The sequence below is a fragment of the Pseudarthrobacter adonitolis genome (assembly GCF_055412845.1).
Genome location: NZ_JBVAYW010000030.1, coordinates 1 through 20,054, shown reverse-complemented (window position 1 = coordinate 20,054; position 20,054 = coordinate 1). Strand labels below are relative to the sequence as shown.

At 65.4% G+C, this 20,054-nt stretch carries 22 protein-coding genes and 1 pseudogene; 10 read left to right on the top strand and 13 right to left on the bottom strand.

Going from position 1 to position 20,054, the window contains the following annotated elements; all coding sequences use genetic code 11:
- Window positions 1–5: 5 nt before the first annotated feature.
- The 6 genes from paaD to ACZYZ4_RS18315 form a co-directional block, all read right to left on the bottom strand.
- A complete protein-coding gene (gene paaD / locus ACZYZ4_RS18340; protein ID WP_463863150.1) occupies window positions 6–524 on the bottom strand; it encodes a 1,2-phenylacetyl-CoA epoxidase subunit PaaD in 519 nt (172 codons plus the stop codon).
- Window positions 521–1,357: a 1,2-phenylacetyl-CoA epoxidase subunit PaaC gene (gene paaC / locus ACZYZ4_RS18335; protein WP_463863160.1), complete on the bottom strand. Its 837-nt coding sequence runs from the start codon at window positions 1,355–1,357 to the stop codon at window positions 521–523. Before paaC ends, paaD begins: the two co-directional genes overlap by 4 nt.
- An 11-nt stretch (window positions 1,358–1,368) precedes the next feature.
- Window positions 1,369–1,752 carry a 1,2-phenylacetyl-CoA epoxidase subunit PaaB gene (paaB, locus tag ACZYZ4_RS18330; protein ID WP_463863149.1) on the bottom strand — a complete coding sequence of 128 codons (384 nt, stop codon included), beginning with the start codon at window positions 1,750–1,752 and terminating at the stop codon, window positions 1,369–1,371.
- The gene (paaA, locus tag ACZYZ4_RS18325; RefSeq protein WP_463863148.1) at window positions 1,749–2,711 is read right to left on the bottom strand and encodes a 1,2-phenylacetyl-CoA epoxidase subunit PaaA; all 963 of its coding nucleotides are present in this window, start codon (window positions 2,709–2,711) and stop codon (window positions 1,749–1,751) included. Before paaA ends, paaB begins: the two co-directional genes overlap by 4 nt.
- 373 nt (window positions 2,712–3,084) lie before the next feature.
- Entirely contained in the window at window positions 3,085–3,759 is a 675-nt protein-coding gene (locus ACZYZ4_RS18320) for a hypothetical protein (RefSeq protein ID WP_463863147.1), read from the bottom strand.
- A complete protein-coding gene (locus ACZYZ4_RS18315) occupies window positions 3,756–4,082 on the bottom strand; it encodes a hypothetical protein (RefSeq protein WP_463863146.1) in 327 nt (108 codons plus the stop codon). The genes ACZYZ4_RS18320 and ACZYZ4_RS18315 overlap by 4 nt, the downstream gene beginning before the upstream one ends.
- 7 nt (window positions 4,083–4,089) lie before the next feature.
- Here ACZYZ4_RS18315 and ACZYZ4_RS18310 point away from each other — a divergent pair, with 7 nt between their 5' ends.
- Window positions 4,090–4,299 carry a diguanylate cyclase domain-containing protein gene (locus tag ACZYZ4_RS18310; protein ID WP_463863144.1) on the top strand — a complete coding sequence of 70 codons (210 nt, stop codon included), beginning with the start codon at window positions 4,090–4,092 and terminating at the stop codon, window positions 4,297–4,299.
- Here the strand turns inward: ACZYZ4_RS18310 and ACZYZ4_RS18305 are convergent.
- Entirely contained in the window at window positions 4,245–6,848 is a 2,604-nt protein-coding gene (locus ACZYZ4_RS18305) for an AMP-binding protein (RefSeq protein ID WP_463863142.1), read from the bottom strand. The two genes, ACZYZ4_RS18310 and ACZYZ4_RS18305, sit on opposite strands and share 55 nt — an antisense overlap.
- Window positions 6,849–7,381: 533 nt before the next feature.
- Here ACZYZ4_RS18305 and ACZYZ4_RS18300 point away from each other — a divergent pair.
- The 6 genes from ACZYZ4_RS18300 to ACZYZ4_RS18275 all read left to right on the top strand — a co-directional run bounded on the left by ACZYZ4_RS18300 (window position 7,382) and on the right by ACZYZ4_RS18275 (window position 10,863).
- Window positions 7,382–7,558 carry a hypothetical protein gene (locus tag ACZYZ4_RS18300; RefSeq protein ID WP_463863161.1) on the top strand — a complete coding sequence of 59 codons (177 nt, stop codon included), beginning with the start codon at window positions 7,382–7,384 and terminating at the stop codon, window positions 7,556–7,558.
- Window positions 7,559–7,658: 100 nt separating this feature from the next.
- Window positions 7,659–8,132, top strand: coding sequence for a hypothetical protein (locus tag ACZYZ4_RS18295; RefSeq protein ID WP_463863140.1), 474 nt, complete (start codon window positions 7,659–7,661; stop codon window positions 8,130–8,132).
- Window positions 8,133–8,272: 140 nt separating this feature from the next.
- On the top strand, window positions 8,273–8,908 hold the full coding sequence (locus tag ACZYZ4_RS18290) for a DUF305 domain-containing protein (RefSeq protein WP_463863138.1): 636 nt from the start codon (window positions 8,273–8,275) through the stop codon (window positions 8,906–8,908).
- Window positions 8,909–9,001: 93 nt separating this feature from the next.
- A complete protein-coding gene (locus tag ACZYZ4_RS18285; protein WP_463863137.1) occupies window positions 9,002–9,886 on the top strand; it encodes a F510_1955 family glycosylhydrolase in 885 nt (294 codons plus the stop codon).
- A 127-nt stretch (window positions 9,887–10,013) separates the two neighbouring features.
- Window positions 10,014–10,439 (top strand): helix-turn-helix transcriptional regulator, encoded by a 426-nt coding sequence (locus tag ACZYZ4_RS18280; RefSeq protein WP_463863135.1) that lies wholly within the window; start codon window positions 10,014–10,016, stop codon window positions 10,437–10,439.
- A gap of 22 nt (window positions 10,440–10,461) precedes the next feature.
- Complete coding sequence (locus ACZYZ4_RS18275) at window positions 10,462–10,863, top strand: VOC family protein (RefSeq protein WP_463863134.1); 402 nt, start codon at window positions 10,462–10,464, stop codon at window positions 10,861–10,863.
- 121 nt (window positions 10,864–10,984) lie between these two features.
- On the opposite strand, the gene ppsA is transcribed toward ACZYZ4_RS18275, so the two are convergent.
- Window positions 10,985–13,378, bottom strand: a complete 2,394-nt coding sequence (ppsA, locus tag ACZYZ4_RS18270; RefSeq protein WP_463863133.1) for a phosphoenolpyruvate synthase — start codon at window positions 13,376–13,378, stop codon at window positions 10,985–10,987.
- A 152-nt stretch (window positions 13,379–13,530) separates the two neighbouring features.
- Window positions 13,531–14,349 (bottom strand): pyruvate, water dikinase regulatory protein, encoded by an 819-nt coding sequence (locus ACZYZ4_RS18265; protein ID WP_463863132.1) that lies wholly within the window; start codon window positions 14,347–14,349, stop codon window positions 13,531–13,533.
- A 77-nt stretch (window positions 14,350–14,426) separates the two neighbouring features.
- Between ACZYZ4_RS18265 and ACZYZ4_RS18260 the strand changes: the two genes are divergently transcribed.
- The 3 genes from ACZYZ4_RS18260 to ACZYZ4_RS18250 all read left to right on the top strand — a co-directional run bounded on the left by ACZYZ4_RS18260 (window position 14,427) and on the right by ACZYZ4_RS18250 (window position 16,210).
- Window positions 14,427–14,585: a hypothetical protein gene (locus tag ACZYZ4_RS18260; protein ID WP_463863130.1), complete on the top strand. Its 159-nt coding sequence runs from the start codon at window positions 14,427–14,429 to the stop codon at window positions 14,583–14,585.
- A gap of 8 nt (window positions 14,586–14,593) precedes the next feature.
- Entirely contained in the window at window positions 14,594–15,328 is a 735-nt protein-coding gene (locus ACZYZ4_RS18255) for an ANTAR domain-containing protein (protein ID WP_463863128.1), read from the top strand.
- Window positions 15,329–15,469: 141 nt separating this feature from the next.
- Window positions 15,470–16,210, top strand: a complete 741-nt coding sequence (locus tag ACZYZ4_RS18250; protein ID WP_463863126.1) for a GAF and ANTAR domain-containing protein — start codon at window positions 15,470–15,472, stop codon at window positions 16,208–16,210.
- 145 nt (window positions 16,211–16,355) lie between these two features.
- Here the strand turns inward: ACZYZ4_RS18250 and purU are convergent, their stop codons facing one another.
- The 4 genes and pseudogenes from purU to ACZYZ4_RS18230 all read right to left on the bottom strand — a co-directional run.
- Complete coding sequence (purU, locus tag ACZYZ4_RS18245) at window positions 16,356–17,210, bottom strand: formyltetrahydrofolate deformylase (RefSeq protein ID WP_463863124.1); 855 nt, start codon at window positions 17,208–17,210, stop codon at window positions 16,356–16,358.
- On the bottom strand, window positions 17,211–18,689 hold the full coding sequence (locus tag ACZYZ4_RS18240; RefSeq protein WP_463863122.1) for an amino acid permease: 1,479 nt from the start codon (window positions 18,687–18,689) through the stop codon (window positions 17,211–17,213).
- Window positions 18,679–19,386, bottom strand: a complete 708-nt coding sequence (locus tag ACZYZ4_RS18235; RefSeq protein ID WP_463863163.1) for a methylenetetrahydrofolate reductase — start codon at window positions 19,384–19,386, stop codon at window positions 18,679–18,681. Before ACZYZ4_RS18235 ends, ACZYZ4_RS18240 begins: the two co-directional genes overlap by 11 nt.
- A gap of 180 nt (window positions 19,387–19,566) precedes the next feature.
- Window positions 19,567–20,054: pseudogene (locus ACZYZ4_RS18230) on the bottom strand (lipoyl synthase); the annotation flags it as partial.

The following is a 20,054-nucleotide window of genomic DNA, read 5'->3' as shown; positions in this document are numbered from 1 at the left end:
CTTCCTTACAGGACTTTGAAGTAGTCGAACGGTTCCAGGCAGTCCTTGCACACGTACAGCGCCTTGCAGGACGTGGAGCCGAACCGGGTGAGCTCCTTGGTGTTCAGGCTGGAGCACTGGGGGCATTTCACGGCCATTTTGAGCCTGATAGGGCCGCTGTGGCCGCCGGCTGCTGCCCTGCCCGACGGCGGCGCAATGCCGTACTCCTGCAGCTTGGCCTTGCCCGCGTCCGACATCCAGTCCGTGGTCCAGGCCGGGGCAAGCACCAGGTCCACCTCTGCTTTGTAGCCCTCCTTGGCAAACGCGGCCTTCAGGTCGTCGCGGATGGCGTCCATGGCCGGGCAGCCCGAGTAGGTGGGCGTGATGGTGACCCGAACTTGTTCCTCGGTCACCTGCACGTCGCGGAGGATCCCCAGGTCCTCGATGGTGAGCACAGGGATTTCCGGATCGCAGACCGTGGCCGCGATATCCCACGCCTGCTGCAGCTGTGTCTGCCCAGGCGCAGCGGTGGCCACGGCGGTCACCAGCTTGCTCCGGGATACTCGCGCGCCAGCACCTGCATCTCCGCGAGGAGGTAGCCCAGGTGCTCGGAATGCCTGCCATACCGCCCGCCGCCGGGGGCAGCCGGGACGTCCGGCACCTCCAGGTCCGCTTCCGCCAGGATCTCCCCCGTCAGGCGGTCAAAGTCAGCGCGCAGGCTGGAAGGCTCGACGGCGGCGCCCGTTTCCGCCAGGCGCGTGGTCAGCTCATCGTCTTCGAAGAGCTCGGCAACGTAGGGCCACATCTGCCTCAGGCCGTGGATCATCCTGGTGCGGGATTCCTCCGTGCCGCCGGCCAGGCGCAGGACCCACTGGGCGCTGTGGTCCCGGTGGTAGTCCACTTCCTTCACGGCCTTGGCGGCGATGGCTGCGAGTGTGGCGTCGCTCGACTGGGTGAGCCTGCGGTAGAGCTCGAACTGGTAGTAACTCACCACGAACTGCCGGGCGATGGTGGCCGCGAAGTCGCCGTTGGGCTGCTCAAAGATGGCGGCCGACCGGAACTCATGCTCACGCCGGAAGTACGCCAGCTCGTCCTCGGTCTTCTCCCAGGCGCCGCCCGCGTAGGTCAGGAAGCTCCGGGCGTGGCCCAGCTGGTCCAGGGCGATGTTGCCCAGGGCCACGTCCTCCTCCAGCTCGGGGCCGCGCGAGATCCAGTGGCCCAGACGCTGCGCGAGAATCAGGCCATCGTCCCCCAGGCGCAGCGCATACTCGGCCACGTCCTCGGTGGGCTTGGCCAGGCCGGTGCGGACTTCCAGGGCGATGTCCTCAGGGCGGAGCGCGTTGCCGGGGGTGATGCGGGTGGCTGATTCCCCGCCCATAGGGACAGCGTTCACAGGTGCTTCACCCCTTCACTCTTGGTGTAATACGTGGCGTGCCGGTAGTCCTTGCCCTGCGGGGACTCGAAGAACGAACCCTTGGAGTCAGGGTCACTGGCGGCGATGGCGTCGGCCGGGACCACCCAGATGGACACACCCTCGTTGCGGCGCGTGTAAAGATCGCGGGCGTTGCGCAGGGCCATGGCGGCATCCGGCGCGTGCAGCGACCCGGCATGGACGTGGGACAGGCCGCGGCTCGAGCGCACGAAGACCTCCCAGAGGCCCCAGGCGTTGCGGCCGGCGGCAGGGGTCTCGACCACCGGGCTCATCTTGGCCGCCTCGCGGTTGATTTCGGTGGCCGAGCTGGCCGGAACTTCCGGGTTGCCATGCGGTGTCATGCTGCGTATTCCTTTGTCTTCACTGACTGTTTTGCTGCATACGCCGCGGCTGCCTCGCGGACCCAGGCACCGTCGTCGTGCGCTTCCCTCCGGCGCTCCAGGCGCTGGGCGTTGCAGGGGCCGCGGCCGGCCAGGACTTCCTTGAACTCGTTCCAGTCCAGCGGGCCGTGCTCCCACTTCTTGGTGTCCTCGTTGAAGCGGACCTCGCTGTCCGGGAGGGTGAGGCCCAGCACGCGGACCTGCTCCACCATCATTCCCACGAAGCGGCTGCGGAGTTCATCGTTGCTGAAGCGCTTGATGTTCCAGGCCATGGATTGGCGGGAGTTGGGCGAATCGTCGTCCGGCGGTCCGAACATCATCAGCGCCGGGGCGTACCAGCGGTTCACGGCGTCCTGCGCCATCTGCTTCTGCTCCGGGGTGCCGTGGGCGAGCTCCAGCAGGATCTCGAAGCCCTGCCGCTGATGGAACGACTCCTCCTTGCAGATCCGCACCATGGCGCGGCCGTAGGGGCCGTAGGAGGCGCGGCACAGCGGCACCTGGTTGCAGATGGCGGCGCCGTCCACCAGCCAGCCGATGGCACCCATGTCCGCCCAGGTCAGCGCCGGGTAGTTGAAGATGCTCGAGTAACGGGCCTTGCCGGCGATGAGATCGGTCATCATCTTGTCGCGGCTCTGGCCCAGGGTCTCGGCGGCGGAGTAGAGGTAGAGCCCGTGGCCGGCCTCGTCCTGGACCTTGGCCATGAGGATGGCCTTGCGCTTCAGGCTCGGGGCCCGGGAAATCCAGTTGGCTTCCGGCTGCATCCCTATGATCTCGGAGTGGGCGTGCTGGGAAATCTGGCGCAGGAGGGTCTTGCGGTAGGCATCCGGCATCCAGTCCCGCGGCTCGATCCGCGAATCTTCCGCCATGACGCGGTCAAAGTTCGCCTGGCCGTCCGCGTCACGCTGGACGATGGAATCCATGGTTGCTCCTATGCATTGGCCTCTGGGAAGGGGTCGGAATTATTTACCGACCGTTCGTTCAGGATATGCGGAGGGGCTTCGGGGCGTCAAGCGTGGCGCCGTACTGCGGGCCGCCGTCTTACGTGCCTTCCCGCCCAGCTGCTTCTCCGCCGGACCGGCGGCGCGCCGCGTTCGACGGCGTGTCCCGCCTCGGAGCCAGGGTCCGGCGGGAGCAACTGGGCAGGAGCGCAAGCAGTGGCGTCAGGGGCATCATTTCACTGGCGGATTAGCAGCAGGTTGCGACTGAGCCGGGGGCAGCAACTGCTTCCCCACGCCCTATTACCTCCCGGATGAGGTGCGGGCCGCCGTCGTTCAGGGAGTCGACCGCGAGAAGTTAGGCAGGCTTCTCCGCATTGGTGCCCCGGCGCAGACGCCGTATCAGCGCCGCCCCGGTGGCCAGCTCTACGCCGTAAACCACAAGGGGCGGGATGTCACCGGTGGCGGCCAGGACGCCGGCGAAGACTGCGGCCCCACCCAGGTTGAGCCAGCCAGGCCAGCGCGGATCTCCGGATATGGCGCCGGACTCATCGTTGCTGCGCGCCCGCTTCAGCAGCCCGCCACCCAGGGCAGCCATACCGGCGAAACTGAGCCACATATACCCCTGGAATGGCCAGATGGGCTGGTTCCCTAACGCGAAGGCCTCCGGATCTCTGTACCGCTCCTCCAGATGAACCAGGAACAGGCAAGCTCCTGCCGCCCAGGCAAGTGCAGCGCCCTGGGCAAGGCGCTGACCCGGCAAGGGTTCTTTGGTCCCGCGCCTTTTTCCCGGATCCCAGTGACGGGCAAGCATGGCCACGCCAGCGGGCAAGGCAGCAGTGCCCGCGCCGAGGAGCAGTTGCTGGACGTTCCACTGCACGGGATCTGCCTGCAGAATGGCCCATTTGACCTGCGGATCCGCTTCGACGTACACCCGGGAGACCGGCACAAAGGCGCCAGCCAGAAAGGCTGCGGATGCTGCCGTGATGACAGCGGCCGCCGCTTTCGCATCTCCAGTAATCCGGCGCGTCATGGGATAAAAGGTAAACCTCGATGCCGTCCTGTACAAGAGGGCACAGCGGCACCGCTTCTTCGTCGGTGCCGTCGGATTATTAGTGAGGCTTCTGCATGAGTACAGGCCGAAGCCCACGAGTACGGCTCCCGTGATGCTGTCGATGATGCGGATGCTTCGGGCGCCTTTGAGCCAGCGGGCGGCGTAGCCTGTGCCGAAATCAGCAGACTGAACCACACCATGGCCAGGAGACAGTGGACGCCAGCTAGCAAAATGCCCATCAAGAGAGGCGAGGCGCCGGCGGGGATGAACTGGGGAATGGTGGCGATGTAGAAGACACCCACCTCGGGATTGAGCAGATTCGTTCCGGCCCCCCTCGGCGGGGCCACCGTCACCGTGGGCGCAAGCGCGGGCGTGGCCGTATCGACATCCCCGCAGTCGCCGGACGATCTCCTGAAAGACGCCGACCAGGCCCTCTACTCCGCCAAGCGCCGCGGCCGCGGCCACTACAGGATGTCCGACGACCGCCCGGCGGCCGCGGAGGCCGCGGAGGCCGTGTGACTGTTCCGGTCAACGAACCGGGCGGGCAGGACGTGCCTTTTGGCTCGATCGATGAGAGCGGGCGCCTGGCCGCACAGCGCCCAGTACGCCGAGCCCGCGATGAGCGAGGCAACCACGGCGAGCGCGGGGCTGAACCCAGTCAGCAGCGGGTAAACCAGCCAGTGCACCAGATAGATGTGCAGGGACGCGCTGGCCAGCAGAACGGTGAGGCGGCGGAGCCCGGCCGGGACGGGAAGGCTGGGCAGCCACAGGAGCAGGAGGATCCCGGCAAGGACAGTCAGTTCACGGTACGGATTGTCGAAGAACCCCGGGATGGTCAAAGCGGCCACGAGGCTCAGGGTGCATCGCTGCAGGACGTGACGGGCCCGGGCAACCGCCCATCCCAGCGCGAAGAGCCAGAGCGCCGGGGTCGTGTGCGGAATTCCCGGCTCAAGAAGCTCATACCGGGTGAGCAGTCCGGCGCCGAGCAGCACCAGCGGAAAGAGGAACGGGAAACGCTTTTCGGCCCGGCTGACCCAGGGCAGGGCCAGCAATGCCGTCATGCTGACCAGCAGGTAGACGAGCACCTCAATGAACCAGAAATGCGACCGAGTGGTCACCTCTTCGGGTCCGATAATGGCGTTGAGGAGGACGATATTCGCCAGGCTGTATCTGTCGGTGATCAGGTAGGCGAAGCCGATGAAGGCCATGCTGGGGATGATGACCCTGGCCAGGCTGGCTGCTTGTTTCCGCAGCCGCGGCATACCTTCCCCGGACAGCTGGAACCTGGCGAAGTTGAACCCCGCCACCGCTATGAGCACGTGGGCGGCACCCTGCCAGTGTAGGAATCCGATATGGGTACTGACAATCAGGAAAATGGAGACCGCCCGCAGCACGATGCTGGTTTCAAGCCGGGCGAACACGCGGCGGCGCTTCCCCTGTCTCGGCTGCTCAAAGCCGACCCCCAGCACCCCCACCGGGGTGATGTGCCAGTCCGGCGGCAAATGACCCAGTGCCTGCTCAAGCCGGACTGACGCTGCCACATACGAAAGCGAGTCCCCACCGAGCGAAACGAACGTGTCGTCGTCGGAAATGTCCGTCAGCTCCAGCGTGTCTTCAAAAATCCGCACCACACTGTCCTGCGCGTTAGCGCCGGAGTTCGCGCCGGAAGCCGCGTCTTGAACCGTGGGACCGCCCTGTTTCGAGAGGGCCAGGACCGCAGGGTAGTCCAGCTTGCCGGACGCCAGACGCGGGAGCTCCGGCACCGCGTGGACTTCCAGGGCAGCGCGCGGCAGGCCTATGCCCTGGGCGAGGAGCTTGCCCAGCAGCGCCGGGTCGTGTTCACCCTCGACGGCGACGACGAGTCCCTGGTCCGTGCCGGCGCTCGCGGCCTTAATACCAAGGTCGGCAAGGATCCGCTCCACCTGCCCAAGGTCGACGCGGAGGCCGACGATCTTGACGAACCGGCTGTGCCTTCCCACCACTTCGTACAGTCCGTCAGCGTTCCGGCGCGCCAGGTCTCCAGTGCGGAGCTCATCCACCGTCCGCCCGAGGCCGAGGTCCTCCGGCGTCCGGGCGTATCCCAGCATCACGTTGCGTCCGGAATACACCAGCTCCCCATGCTCCAGCCCGGGAACCGGGTCTATCCGGAAGGCGCCCCCGGGGACAGGGATTCCGATGGCGCCGGGCGACATACCTGCCAGCCGGGGAGGAAGGTAAGCCATGCGTGCCGTGGCTTCCGTCTGGCCGTACATCACAAAGAGATCCCAGCCGCTCCGTGCTCCCAGATCGGCGTAACGCCGGACCAGGTCCGGGTTAAGCCTGCCGCCCGCCTGAGTCACATACCTGAGCGTGGGCAGATCCATGCTGGCGAACCCCACCCGTTCGAGCAACTCGAAAGTATAGGGAACGGCCGCGAACGACGTGGCACCCTCGCTGCGGAACAGGTCCCAAAAGCAGGGGTCCACCACGGACAGATCCGTCAGGACCAGGCTGGCGCCGCGCAGCAGGTGGCTGTTGATCACCGACAGTCCATAGCAGTAGGACATGGGCAGCGTGGTCATTGCGCGGTCATCTTCGGTGATGCCGAGGTATTCCGCGATGGACTCTGCGTTCGCCTGGAGGTTTTCGTAGGAAAGCCGGACAAGCTTGGGTGAACCGGTGGAACCTGAGGTGCTCAACAGAAGCGCCAGGTCCGGGTGCAGGGTATGCCCGGTGCCCGGCCTTCGCTCCTCCAGTACCGTCCGGCCGTTTGAGGAACGAAGGATAACGTCCGGGTCATAGGCCGCGACGAGGGACTCCAGGGCGGCAGGCTTGTCCGCGGGCAGGAGGATCAATGGATGGCCTGCGGACAAGGCCGCCAGATACCCCACCAGCGAGTCCACATCGTTGCCGGCCGTCAGGGCCACCAGGCGACGTTCGGTACCGAGGCGCCGGCCCAGCTCCTCCACACGGTCAGCCAGTTCCCGATACGTCAGGACCTCACTGTTGGTGGCAACGGCAGTCCTGTCACCGTTGCCCGCAAGGTCGGCGGCAAACGACAGGCGTTGAAGGTCAAGTTCGGTGTTCATAGCATGTGGTCCATCGATGTCCAGGGCTGATTTAGGGAAGCCTAACCTTGGAACAGTACACCGGACATTGGCGAATTAAGAAAACGAAAACGTGCCCTATTTCTCCAGTTTCTGGTGTAATGCCGGGGGTCACGACAGGCTCGACCACCGGGGAGTGCGACGTCGGCACCCACGCCGAGTGCCGCCGTCGGACGTTCCTCTCCACTTTCCCTGCCTACGACGCGCATATTGCCCCATGACGCGCAGCCGGTTTGGCGACACCCGTATTTGGGCGTCGCCCGGCCGCTTGCGTAGCGCCAGGCCGTTTGCGCGGCCCCACGACCGGCGGGCGGCAGGTACTGAATGAAGCAACGTATCCGGCTACGCGGAGGTTTTCTATGAGCCATCGCGGACTCTTGACTGCAATACCCCATGGGGGTATCTTTGGGATGGTTGTCAGTGAAGTGGTACGTCCAGGTCCGTGCCTCGCACGGCCGTCACAGCCGTTCAACCCCAGCGCCCATCACACCTCCTTCAAGGAACGGAACTGACATGTGTGGAACAGAGTCCCGGCAAGAACTTCCCTTGGCCTCACCATCGTCCTGGCCTTCGCCGGGGTCGTGCTCTCCCCAGCCGCCGGTGCGGTGCTGATGTCCATCTCGACGATCGTTGTGGCACTGAAGGCCCAGCTGCTGCGGAGGGTGAAACTGAACCCCGCCCAGGTTCGTTGAACCGGGCGGCAGCGCCCCCGGAGAGGTCGGTGCCCGGACACCCCGCCCACCCGGGCGGGTAGCCTTGAAACGAACGGACCCGCACGGAAGGAGGAACGTCATGACCGCACCAGCCCGGCGCCTTGCGACGTCGTTCCTGCGCCGTGCAGGCGGGCTCGCCACGATCCTGGCAGTTATCGCCGGGATCCTCGGCATGCACGTGATGACCGGCAACCATTCGATGCACTCGACGGCCGCTATGACCGCGACCGGCACCGGCGCGGTCCATGCTGAGTCACCGGCTGATGGCCACTCCGGGCATCAGGGATCCGGCACGCACTCAAACCACCGCGGGTCCGCCCAGGACATGGCGGGGGTCTCGTCGGAGCCGTGCTCCGGCACCTGCGCGAGCATGCAGACCATGACGGTGTCCTGTACCCCGTCGGCGAAAAGCGGAATCCTGTCCGCCCCGTTGCCCGGTTCCACGGTGTTCGGCGCCGTCCCCAAAGCCGGGGCCTTCAGCACTGTCCCAAGCCCCTATTTCTATACTCCCGGCGGTCCGTCGCCGGGTGAGTTATCCATCAGCCGGACATAAAACAGGACCCTGCCGCGTCCCTTTCCGGCGCGCATTCCTGCGGACCCGCCCGCGTCGGGCGCGTCTGCCGCATCCATTTGATGCGTATCCTCTCCCGGCGGCACCATTGCGCCCACTGATGTTTGAAGGACCTGACTTTTATGAACAAGAAGTTTTCCACTCTTTCCGCCACCGCCATCGCCGCAGCACTCGCCCTGGCCGGATGCTCGACCGGAACAGGATCCAGCTCCGCCGGCACGTCCATGCCCGGCATGGACCACGGCAAATCCGGCTCCGCGCCGGCCAGCAGCGCCCCTGCCGCGTCTGCGGAGCACAACGCGGCGGACGTGATGTTCGCCCAGATGATGATCCCGCACCATGCACAAGCGGTGGAGATGAGCGACATGATGCTGGCCAAGAAGGACATCCCCGCGGATGTGACTGCCCTAGCCACCAAGATCAAGGCCGCCCAAGGACCGGAGATTGAACAGATGACCGGCTGGCTTCAGAGCTGGAACGAGCCCACGCAGGCACCCGCCGGCCATGACATGTCCACCCCAGGCATGGACGGCATGATGGGTGCTGCGGACATGAAGAAGCTCGACACCGCCCAGGGCACCGAAGCGGCCAAGCTCTTCCTGAACCAGATGATCGCCCACCACGAAGGCGCCGTCATGATGGCCAAAACCGAAACCACCGGCGGCCAAAACCTTGATGCCATCAACCTCAGCAAGGCCATCGTGACCGCCCAGGAAGCGGAAATCCAGGAAATGCAGGACCTGCTGGCCAAACTCTGACCAGCCGGGGCCGGCACCGGACCCCTCCGGCGCCGGCCCCTCCCGGCCTCCCGGCCTCCCCACTCTGCCTCACATCAATTCTGGAGTTCCCCCATGTCTTTGCTGCCCACGAACCGTTTCCACTCCGCCGCCATAACAGCCGGTGCGGCCGCGCTCATTCTCGGCCTGGCTGCCTGCGCGCCGGCGACTGAACCATCTACCGGCGCCTCGTCAACACACCACACCCGCAGCGGCCTGCCCAGCAGCCACGTCCACGGTCTGAGTGTCAGCGGCGACACAAGCCGGGTCCTCCTGGCCACGCACGAAGGCCTGTTCGACGTTACAAAGCAACCCGCCACCAAGATCGGCGGCACCAACGACCTCATGGGCTTCACTGCCGGCCAGGACGAGGGCGTCTTCTACGCCTCCGGCCACCCCGGCTCCGGGTCCGATCTTCCCAACCCTCTCGGGCTGATCAAATCCGTTGACGGAGGCAAGACCTGGGAGCCGCTATCCCGGCAGGGTGAATCGGACTTCCATTCCCTGACCACCACAAAATCCGGGATCCTGGCGTTCGACGGATCACTGCGCACCAGCCCCGACGGCAAAGCCTGGACCACAGTGGCCGCCGGTTTCGCCCCCGCCGTGCTGGCCGGGCACCCCAACAGTGACACCGTTCTGGCCACCACGCCGGAGGGAATACAGCGCTCAATCGATGGCGGCAACTCCTGGACGCTTGAAGGAGCTGGCCCGGTCATCCAGTTCGCTGCGTTTGCCCACCCCATGGAGGCTGCAGGTGTCGAGCCCGACGGTACCGTCCACTACTCCGCCGATGCCGGCGCGACCTGGACACGGATGGGCCGGATCGACGGCGAGGTCCTGGCCATCGCGGCGGTAAAGGGCGCCAACGAAAAACCGTGGATCTGGGCCGCTACGACCGATGGAGTCGTCGTCTCCACGGACGGCGGTACCACATTCCGACCCTCCGACGCCTCGTGACGCTGTGCGCGACCCGTTCCTAGTCCTGGCCGGAGACGCTCATTACCGCAGCACTCGCACTCTGGCTCCGCGGGGGCTACACGTTGCCGGCCGAAGAAGTGGTCACCGGGGCTACTAGAATGGCGCCATGACACCGCATGAGCTGGCCAACCTGGCCCACTTGCGCCGGGCCCGTGACCTGATCGACCGCGACTACGCCCGGCCGCTGGACGTGCCCACCATGGCCGCCGGTGCCCTCATGTCAGCGGCGCACTTCTCCCGCCAGTTCAAAGCCGCCTACGGTGAGACGCCGTACAACTACCTCATGACGCGGCGGATCGAACGCGCCATGGCGTTGCTGCGCGCCGGTGCCAGCGTGACCGATGCGTGCATGGAGGTGGGCTCCACGTCCCTGGGTTCCTTCAGCTCGCGGTTCACCGAGATCGTCGGCATAACGCCCAGCGCCTACCGTGCCCGCGAACACCACGCCGTGAAGGCGATGCCTACATGCATCGCCCGGCAGCATACCCGGCCCGCCCGCAAGCTGAGCAGGATTGAAGAAGCTTCTTCATAACCACTGCAATAGCGTGTGAAACATGAACATTTCATTGAAGTACGCACACGTCACCGTCAACGATCTCGATGAGTCCCTTGCCTTCTACCGTGACGCCCTTGGCTTGGAAGTCCGGAACGACGTCGGCTCGGACGGACAGCGCTGGGTCACCCTTGGCAGTGCCGCCCAGCCCGACCTTGAGATTGTCCTGTCCCCTCCGCACGCGGGCCGCTCCCAGGCCGACGGGGACGCCATCCAGGAGCTGCTCACCAAGGGCGTTATGCCCATGCTCGTGTTCAGCACGGACGATCTCGACGCCGCCTACGAAGCCGCCCGGGCCTCCGGCGCCGAGGTTCTCCAGGAACCCATCGTCCAGCCCTGGGGCCCGCGCGACTGCGCCTTCCGCGACCCCTCCGGCAACATGATCCGCATCAACCAGGGCTGACGGATTCGCTCCCCCAACCGCTCCCTATCCTCGCAAGCTCGGTCAGGGAACCCTGCGGTCGTGGGCCCGGCTCAATCACCGGCCGACGTCGGCACCCAAGCCGGGTGCCGACGTCGTGCGTTCAGTTCGCGCCTGCGCCGACTGCGGCGCCGGAAAGCCGGAGCCAGGTGTCCACCACGGTGTCGGGGTTCAAGGAGACGGAATCAATGCCTTCCTCGACCAGCCACTCGGCGAAGTCCGCGTGGTCGCTGGGACCCTGACCGCAGATGCCAACATACTTGCCGCGCTCCTTGCAGGCCTTGATGGCCATGCTCAGGAGCTTCTTGACGGCAGGATCGCGTTCATCGAAGCCGCCCGAGACAATCGCGGAATCCCGGTCCAGGCCCAGGGCCAGCTGGGTCATGTCATTGGAGCCGATGGAGAATCCGTCGAAGTAATCCAGGAATTCGTCGGCCAACAGCGCGTTGGACGGAATCTCACACATCATGATCACCTCGAGGCCGTTCTCGCCACGGACCAGGCCGTTCTCCGCCAGCAGCTCGATGACGCCGCGGGCCTCATCCAAAGTCCGCACGAACGGGATCATCAGCTTGACGTTGGTCAGCCCCATCTCGTTGCGGACGAAGGACAGGGCCTCGCACTCGAGGTCGAAGCAGTCCCGGAAGGACGGCTCCAGGTACCGGGAGGCGCCGCGGAAGCCGAGCATCGGGTTCTCTTCGTGCGGCTCGTAGGCCGGTCCGCCGATGAGGTTGGCGTACTCGTTGGACTTGAAGTCGGACATACGCACAATCACCGGCTCCGGTGCGAACGCCGCCGCGATGGTGGACACCCCTTCGGCCAGCCGCTTGATGTAGTACTCGCGCGGGCTGTCGTACGCGGCAATCCGTTCCCGGATTTCCGCGGCCACGTCCGCCGGCTGGCTGTCCAGGTTCAGGAGTGCCTTGGGGTGGATGCCGATCTGGCGGTTGATGATGAACTCCAGCCGCGCCAGGCCCACGCCGTGGTTCGGCAGCTGCGCGAAGGTGAACGCCTGCTCCGGGGTACCCACATTCATCATGACCTTGACCGGGGCCTCCGGCAGCTCGGTGATCGCGGTTTCCTCGACACTGAAGTCCAGGAGCCCTTCGTAGATGGTGCCCGTCTCACCGTCGGCGCAGGAGACGGTCACCTCGATTCCGTCGGAGAGCACGGCCGTGGCGTCCCCGGTGCCGACGACGGCGGGAATCCCCAGTTCGCGGGCAATAATGGCCGCGTGGCAGGTGCGTCCGCCGCGGTTGGTGACGATGGCGGAAGCGCGCTTCATGATCGGTTCCCAGTCCGGGTCGGTCATGTCGGCGACGAGGACATCGCCGGTCTTGAAGGCGGCCATCTGGTCGATCGCGGTGAGGATGCGGACGCTGCCGGCACCGATGCGCTGGCCGATGGCGCGGCCTTCGGCCAGTACCCGGCCGGTCGCGTTGAGGCGGAAACGGCTGAGGCTGCCGGCGGCGCGGCGGGACTGCACGGTCTCCGGACGGGCCTGCAGGATGTACAGGCCGCCGTCGATCCCGTCCTTGCCCCATTCGATGTCCATGGGGCGGCCGTAGTGGTTCTCGATGGCGACGGCGTGCCGGGCAAGCTGCTCGACGTCGTCGTCGCTGAGGCTGAAGCGGTTCCGCAACGAGGCCTCCACCGGCACGAAGTCGATGGTGCGGCCAATCTCCTGGCTGTCCGTGTAGGTCATCTGGAGGGCCTTCTCGCCCAGTCCGCGCTTGAGGATGGCGGGGCGGCCGGCCTGCAGCGCGGGTTTGTAAACGTAGAACTCATCGGGGTTCACGGCGCCCTGGACCACGGCCTCGCCCAGCCCGTAGGAGGAGGTGACGAACACGGCGTCCTGGAACCCGGACTCGGTGTCCATGGTGAACATCACGCCGGAGGCGCCGACGTCGGAGCGCACCATCCGCTGGATGCCCGCCGAGAGTGCCACCTCGGCGTGTTCGAATTTGTGGTGCACGCGGTACGCGATGGCGCGGTCGTTGTAGAGGGACGCGAACACATCCTTGATGGCGAGCAGGATGTTCTCGATGCCGCGGACGTTCAGGAAGGTTTCCTGCTGCCCGGCGAAGGAGGCATCCGGGAGGTCTTCCGCCGTTGCGCTGGAACGGACGGCCCAGGAGAGGTCCTGGGAGCCCCCGTGCTTGTCCACCAGCTGCTGGTAGGAGTTCCGGATCTGCGCCTCGAAGTCCGGCAGGAAGGGCGTCTCGCGCATGAGGGTCCGGATTTCCTGGCCTGCCGCGGCGAGGGCCGTCACGTCATCGGTATCCAGGCCCACCAGCCGGTCCGCGATCTTCTGGTCCAGGCAGGAGTCAGCTAGGAAGCTGCGGTAGGCGTCCGCTGTTGTGGCGAAGCCGTCCGGAACCTGCACGCCGGCGGAGGTCAGGTTCTGCACCATCTCCCCAAGGGAGGCGTTCTTGCCGCCTACCCGGTCCAGGTCCTTGAGTCCGAGTTCTGAGAACCACAGGATGTCTGAAGTCATAATTGCTGCTCCTTTGCAGATGATGGCATGCGTTGGCGCCGCCCCGCTCGCGGCTGTGGCCGGTTGCTGGGCGCGAATCCTGTCTACAGTGACAGGTCAAGGGCGCTCTTTCCAACATGACGTGCGCCACACCTGGATTGTGAAAATTTTCCCTAATGTTTGAGGTTCATACGCTGCAGGATGGTGGCGGCCATTTCCTCCACGGACACGGTGGCCGAATTCAAGTATGGGATCCGGTGGGCGACGTATAACTGCTCGGCGCTGCGCAGTTCGAAGCCGCACTGCCGCAGCGACGCGTAGGGTGAGCCGCGGCGCCGTTCGGTGCGGATCTGGCTCAGCCGCAGGGGGTTGGAGGACAGCCCGAAACACTTCTCAACAAAAGGCCGCAGCGGCTTGGGCAGCCCCTCCCGTTGAAAGTCCTCGTCCACCAGCGGGAAGTTCGCGGCGAAGATGCCGTGTTGGAGCGCCAGGTACATGGTGGTGGGCGTTTTTCCGCAGCGAGACGGCGCCACCAGGATGACCTGGGCCTTTTCCAGCGCCCGCAGGCTCTGGCCGTCGTCGTGCTCCATGGCGTACTCGACGGCGGCCATCCGGGACTGATACCGCTCCGCGTTGCCCAGGCCGTGGGCCCTGCCGGGTTCAGCGCTGGCCGGGGAACCGAGGGCCTGCTCCAGCTGTCCCACATGCGTCCCGATAAGATCCACGATGATCCCCTGGCACTTTGCAATGGCCTGTCTGATGTCGCTGCTCACGGCTGTGGAAAAGACGATCGGCTGCGGGCCGGTGGCGCCCAGTTTGTCGATGGTGCCCACCACGGTTCTGGCCTGCTCGACGGTGGTAATGAACGGAACCGTAATGCGGTCAAAGTTATTCGCGGGGAACTGCGTCAACAAGGTGTTGCCGAGCGTTTCCGCGGTGATGCCGGTGCTGTCCGAAAGGAAGTAGACAGGCCGAATCTCGTCATTGGTCATGAACGCATTCTCCACCGGAGAGCCGATACGGAAAAATCACCCGGTAGTACAACGGCAGGCTTTTCCACAAAGGCCGGGTGACCGACGTCGTGCGTTCACTGGACCTGATCTGGATCATGGACGCGAGGACCGGCACGCGGAAGCTGCTGGACCGGACGCTCCGGACCGGCAGATCGTGGTTGTGGAGGGCGATCACGCTGATGGCCAGCTTGTGGGCCCTCTTCTACTCGGCCTAGATTTGGGCATGACCAATTCGCCCAAACACGAACTGCTCCTTGAGCTGCAGGACCTGATTATCGGCACGGGATCGGTGGCTGATTTCCTGGGCGGGTTCTCGATCATGGCCGCGGCCGCACTTAGCCGCTCCGCCGGCGCCACGCTGGAATGCGGGGTCACCCTCAAGCACGCCAGGAAAACCACGACGGTCACGGGGAGCACCGAGCACGCCGTCCACCTGGACCGCATCGAACAGTCCGTGGGCGACGGGCCATGCATTGCGGCGTTGAAGGCGGCGACCCCTGTGCTGCTGGCCGATGTCCGCACTGACCCGCGCTGGCCCGTCTACCAGGAACGCCTGATCGAGGAGGGCATCCACAGTGTCCTCGGCGTCCCCCTTGAACTCGGTGAACACGCCGCCGCAGTCCTGAACTTCTTCGCGCCGGCCACTGGCGTATTCACCGAGGAAACCATCAGTGAGGCGGCCAGCTTCGCCGCCGTCGCAGGCAGTGCCGTCCGCTTGGCTGTCAGGGTGGGAACCGCCGAGAGCGCCGCGGACGACCTCAGCGCGGCGATGATGAGCCGCACAGCCATCAACCTTGCCAGCGGGATCATCATGGCCCAGAACCGCTGCAGCCAGTCCGAGGCCATGACCATCCTGACGAAGGTCTCCAGCCACCGGAACCTGAAGCTCCGTGACGTGGCTGACGAAATCGTCCGGAAGGTCTCGGGCGAGGAAGCCACCACCTACTTCGACGTGTAGGCAGCCCGCCCGACGAGCACCCACGAAACCTGGCCTGGGTACAGCTGTCCCGCCCCGGAAGAAAAGCGAGTACTCACTACTCGTGTGCCACCCGGCAGGGGCTTTTACGATGAGGGCGTACCGACACATGAGGACTGGGGCATGATGATCGATCAACTGGTGGACTGGCGCGTCTCAGGCGTCCTGCTGGATATCCGCGGACACTCGGAAGCGGCATCGGTGTGTGCCCTTGCCCGGATCGCGGCTCCCGCCTTGAGCGATATGGCCGGCTCCCCTGTGGAGAGTACAGTGACCATGGTGCGGCCGGACGGAACGCCCTTCACAGCGGCATCCACCGACGTCGCCGGCGGCCTTTCCCGCCGGGACCAGCTCGCCGGACAAGGCCCCACGTCGCGGGCCCTGGACGGCCGCCTGACCATCATCCTCAACGGTCACTGCCTGAACAAGCGCTGGCACGAATACCCGGCGAGCCTCAGGGCCGCCGGGTTCCGATCAGCCGTCGCCGTGCCATTGCAGCTGGAGAGCGGCTACCGGGGCGCACTGACGGTGTATTCGGCGGAAACGAACGTGTTCGCCCCGGTGGTGGCCACCCAGGTACTGGCCTTCTCCGAAGTTGCGGCCACGAGCCTCGTCCTGGCGCTGCAGGTCAGGGCCGGTCTGGCCCATTCCGCAGATCTCCGCGCAGCCCTGGCCAGCCGCACCGCGATCAACACCGCCTGCGGCGTGATCATGGGCCAGAACCAGTGCTCCTACGAGGCAGCGTTCCAGGTTCTTACGCTCGCATCGAGTCAGCGGAACCTGACCATCCGCGACGTCGCCGAAGGGATGCTGCGCACCTTACCCGGCGGCGTTCCGGCCACACACTTCCAGCAGCGCGCCTAAGCCGGATCCCGCCGTCGAGAATTAGTTTGCCTCCGGACGCTTGGGCCCCACCCCACTCCCCCGAATGTAGGTAGCGCTAACTGTCGTTCTGAGAGCTCGAAACGACAGTTAGGGCGACCCAGTTGGGTGGGGACGCGCAGGACGGTCAGCGCAGAACGACTGTGCGCCCGCCGTCGAGCATTACCCGGCCTTCGCAGTGCCACCGCACCGCGTTGCTCAGCGCCTTGCACTCGGCGTCGCGGCCCACCCGTACAAGGTCCTCGGCCGTGTACGTGTGGTCCACGTCGATCACCTGCTGGGCGATGATCGGTCCCTCATCCAGCTCGGCGTTGACGTAGTGCGCCGTGGCGCCCACGGTCTTGACGCCGCGGTCATAGGCCTGGTGGTACGGCTTGGCCCCCTTGAAGCTGGGCAGGAACGAGTGGTGGATGTTGATGGTCCGGCCTGTCAGCTGGGCCGACAGCTCATCGCTGAGGACCTGCATGTAGCGGGCCAGGACCACCAGCTCCACATCGAATTCATCCACGAGTTCCAGCAGGCGCGCTTCCTGCGCCGGCTTGCTCCCCCGAGTGACCGGGAGGTGGAAGAACGGGATGTCGTGCCACTTGACCAGCTCTTCGTGGTCCGAGTGGTTCGAGACCACGGCCACGATTTCCACCGGCAGGTCGCCTGTGCGGGCCCGGAACAGCAGGTCGTTGAGACAGTGCCCGAACTTGGACACCATCACCAGGACCCGGCGTTTGCGGCCATGCGGCTCCAGCTGCCAGTTCATGGCCCACTCAGCGGCCAAGGGCTCGAAGTCCCGGCGCAGGTCCTCCGTGCTGAAGGCCGTCTTCCCGGCTGCAAAATGCACCCGCATAAAGAACTGCTGGGCCTGGCGGTCACCGAAGTGCTTAGTGTCGATGATGTCGCAGTCGTGATCCAGCAGGTACCCGGTGATGGCGTGGACGATCCCCGGGGACTCCGCGCAGTTGACCGTCAGAACATGTTCGGTTGCCACTTAGCTCTCCCGCGAAGCCTTCGCATCGGCCAGCGCCTTCTCGTCGGCCACTACCTTCTCGCCGGCGAGGTCCTTCTGGAACTCCGCGTAGCGGGCCAGGTGGGCCGGGCGCTTGCGCAGGATGACCCAGGCGATGCCGAGGATGACGAACCAGATCGGGGTGACCAGCAGTGCCACGAGGGTGTCCGGCTGCGTGGTCAGTGCCCACAGGACGAAGGCGAAGAACGCGAAGACCACCCCGACCATGGGGATGCCGCCGGGCATCTTGTACTTGGACGAATCGTGCAGGTGCGGGCGGCGTGACCGGAACTTCAGGTAGCTGGCCAGGATGATGGACCAGACAAACACGAAGCAGACGGCGGACACGGTGGTGACCATGTCGAAGGCCTTGCCGATGTCCGAGCCCGCATACATCAGGATGACGCCGGAGAGCAGCAGGATGCAGGAGAGGAACAGGGCGTTCTGCGGGACCTTGCGGGCGGACAGGCGGCTGAACACGGTGGGGGCGTCACCCTCCTGGGCCAGGCCGTAGACCATGCGGGACGTGGAGTAGATGCCGGAGTTGGCCGAGGACATGGCCGAGCTGAGCACCACCAGGTTCACCACGGTGGCCGCGGCGCCGAGGCCGGCGAGAGAGAACATGGCGATGAACGGGCTGTGGCCGGCCTGGAACTGGGTCCAGGGGGTGACCGACATAAGAATGATGAGGGCGCCTACGTAGAAGAGCAGCACGCGGATGGGAATGGAGTTGATGGCCTTGGGCAGGTTCTTCTCCGGGTCCCTGGCCTCGGCGGCGGTGGTTCCTACGAGTTCAATACCCACAAACGCGAACACGGCGATCTGGAAGCCGGCGACAAAACCCATGAATTCGTTCGGGAACATCCCGCCGTGGCTCCACAGGTTCGTGAAGGTGGCCGGGCCGGCGTCGGACTGGAAACCGCTGAAGATCATAAACAGACCCACAATGATGAGCGCGGCGATGGCGATGATCTTGATCAGTGCGAACCAGAACTCCGTCTCACCGAACGCCCGCACGGTGGCGAGGTTCAGGAGCAGGAGAATGCCTACGGTGACCAGGCCCGGGATCCACAGGGGCAGCGATGGCCAGAGTTCCTTGGAGTAACCGGCGATGGCAATGACGTCCGCGATGCCGGTGATCACCCAGCAGAACCAGTAGGTCCAGCCGGTGAAGAACCCGGCCCAGGGGCCCAGCAGGTCGGCCGCGAAGTCGCTGAAGGACTTGTAGTTCAGGTTGGACAGCAGCAGTTCGCCCATGGCCCGCATCACGAAAAACAGCATGAAGCCGATGATCATGTAGACGAAAATGACGGACGGGCCGGCGGCCGAGATGGTCTTGCCTGAGCCCATGAACAGGCCCGTGCCGATGGCGCCGCCAATGGCGATCAGCTGGATGTGCCTGTTGCTGAGCTGCCGCTCAAGGTGGGGAGTTTGGGGGGAAACGGTGGTCCTACTGCCCACGTGCTGCTCCTCGAATCAATGCTGGCTGGAGTGCCGTTGGGGAAGATGCGGGGCCCACTTCGTTGGGGACCGCATCGAGGTTGTTGAAGCTGTAAAGATGGATCCCTGCGATGCCGGGCTGGCTTTCGAGCCCGGCCACCAGGGTGTGGGGTGAGTAGCGGTCACCGCTGAGCAGCTTGCGCGCCAGCGGGCCTTTGCGGCTAAGGAACTTCAGGGAACTTCCGACGCCGATCTGCGTGGCAAGTGCCAGCAGCTTGGTCCGCGGGACGGACCCCGCCACGCCCGCCCAGACGGGCAGGTCCACGCCTTCGCGGCGCAGGAGCGCCGCGTAGTCGAGGATTCTGGGGGCGTCGAAGCACATCTGGGTGACGACGTGCGTGGCCAGGTGCTGCTTGTCCTGCAGGGCATCCAGCAGGTCCAGGGCGGCCACGGTTGGGTGGCCTTCCGGGTAGCCTGCCACGCCGGCGCGCATCCGGCCGCCGGTGTACTGGGCGATGTCCTCAAGCAGCGGGAGGGCCGACTCGTACGGTCCGGCGGGCTGCTTCCGGTCGCCGCCGATCACAAACACCTCGCCGATGCCGGCACCATCGCACTCACGCATGATCCGGGTCAGTTCGGCCCGGTCATGGATGCTGCGCGCCGCCAGGTGCGGGATGACGGTATAGCCGAGGGCGCTCAGCTCCACCGAGGTGCGCATGGTCCGCTCGATGCCGTGGTGCGGCAGGCACGTCATGGTGAGCGTGGTGGTCAGCGGAACCAGTGCCTGGACCTGGTCAACGATCCCGGTTGAGGGGATGATTTCGATTCTTGTAGGGAACATCTTCGGTCCTATCTGGATACCAGTTCTGAATACCGGAGAGCTCAGCTGGCGTGGNTCGCGGGTCTCGCCCATGCCCAGGATCAGGTTGGACTTGGTCACCATGCCCAGCTTCCGGCCCTGGGTGATGACATCCAGGGACCGGTCGTACCGGAACGCGGGACGGATCCGCTTGAAAATCCTGGGCACGGTCTCGACGTTGTGCGCGAAGACCTCCGGCTTGGAATCGCAGATCGCCTCGATGTGCTCGGGCTTGCCGGAGAAGTCAGGGATCAGCAGCTCCACGCCGGTGCCCGGGTTCAGCTCGTGGATCTTCCGGACCGTCTCGGCGTACAGCCACACACCCTCATCGGTTAGGTCATCACGGGCCACCCCGGTCACGGTGGCGTAGCGCAGCTGCATGGCCAGGACCGAGCGGGCCACCTTGGTCGGCTCGAACATGTCCACCGGGGACGGCTTGCCCGTGTCGATCTGGCAGAAATCACAGCGCCGGGTGCATTCGGACCCGCCGATCAGGAACGTGGCTTCCTTGTCTTCCCAGCACTCAA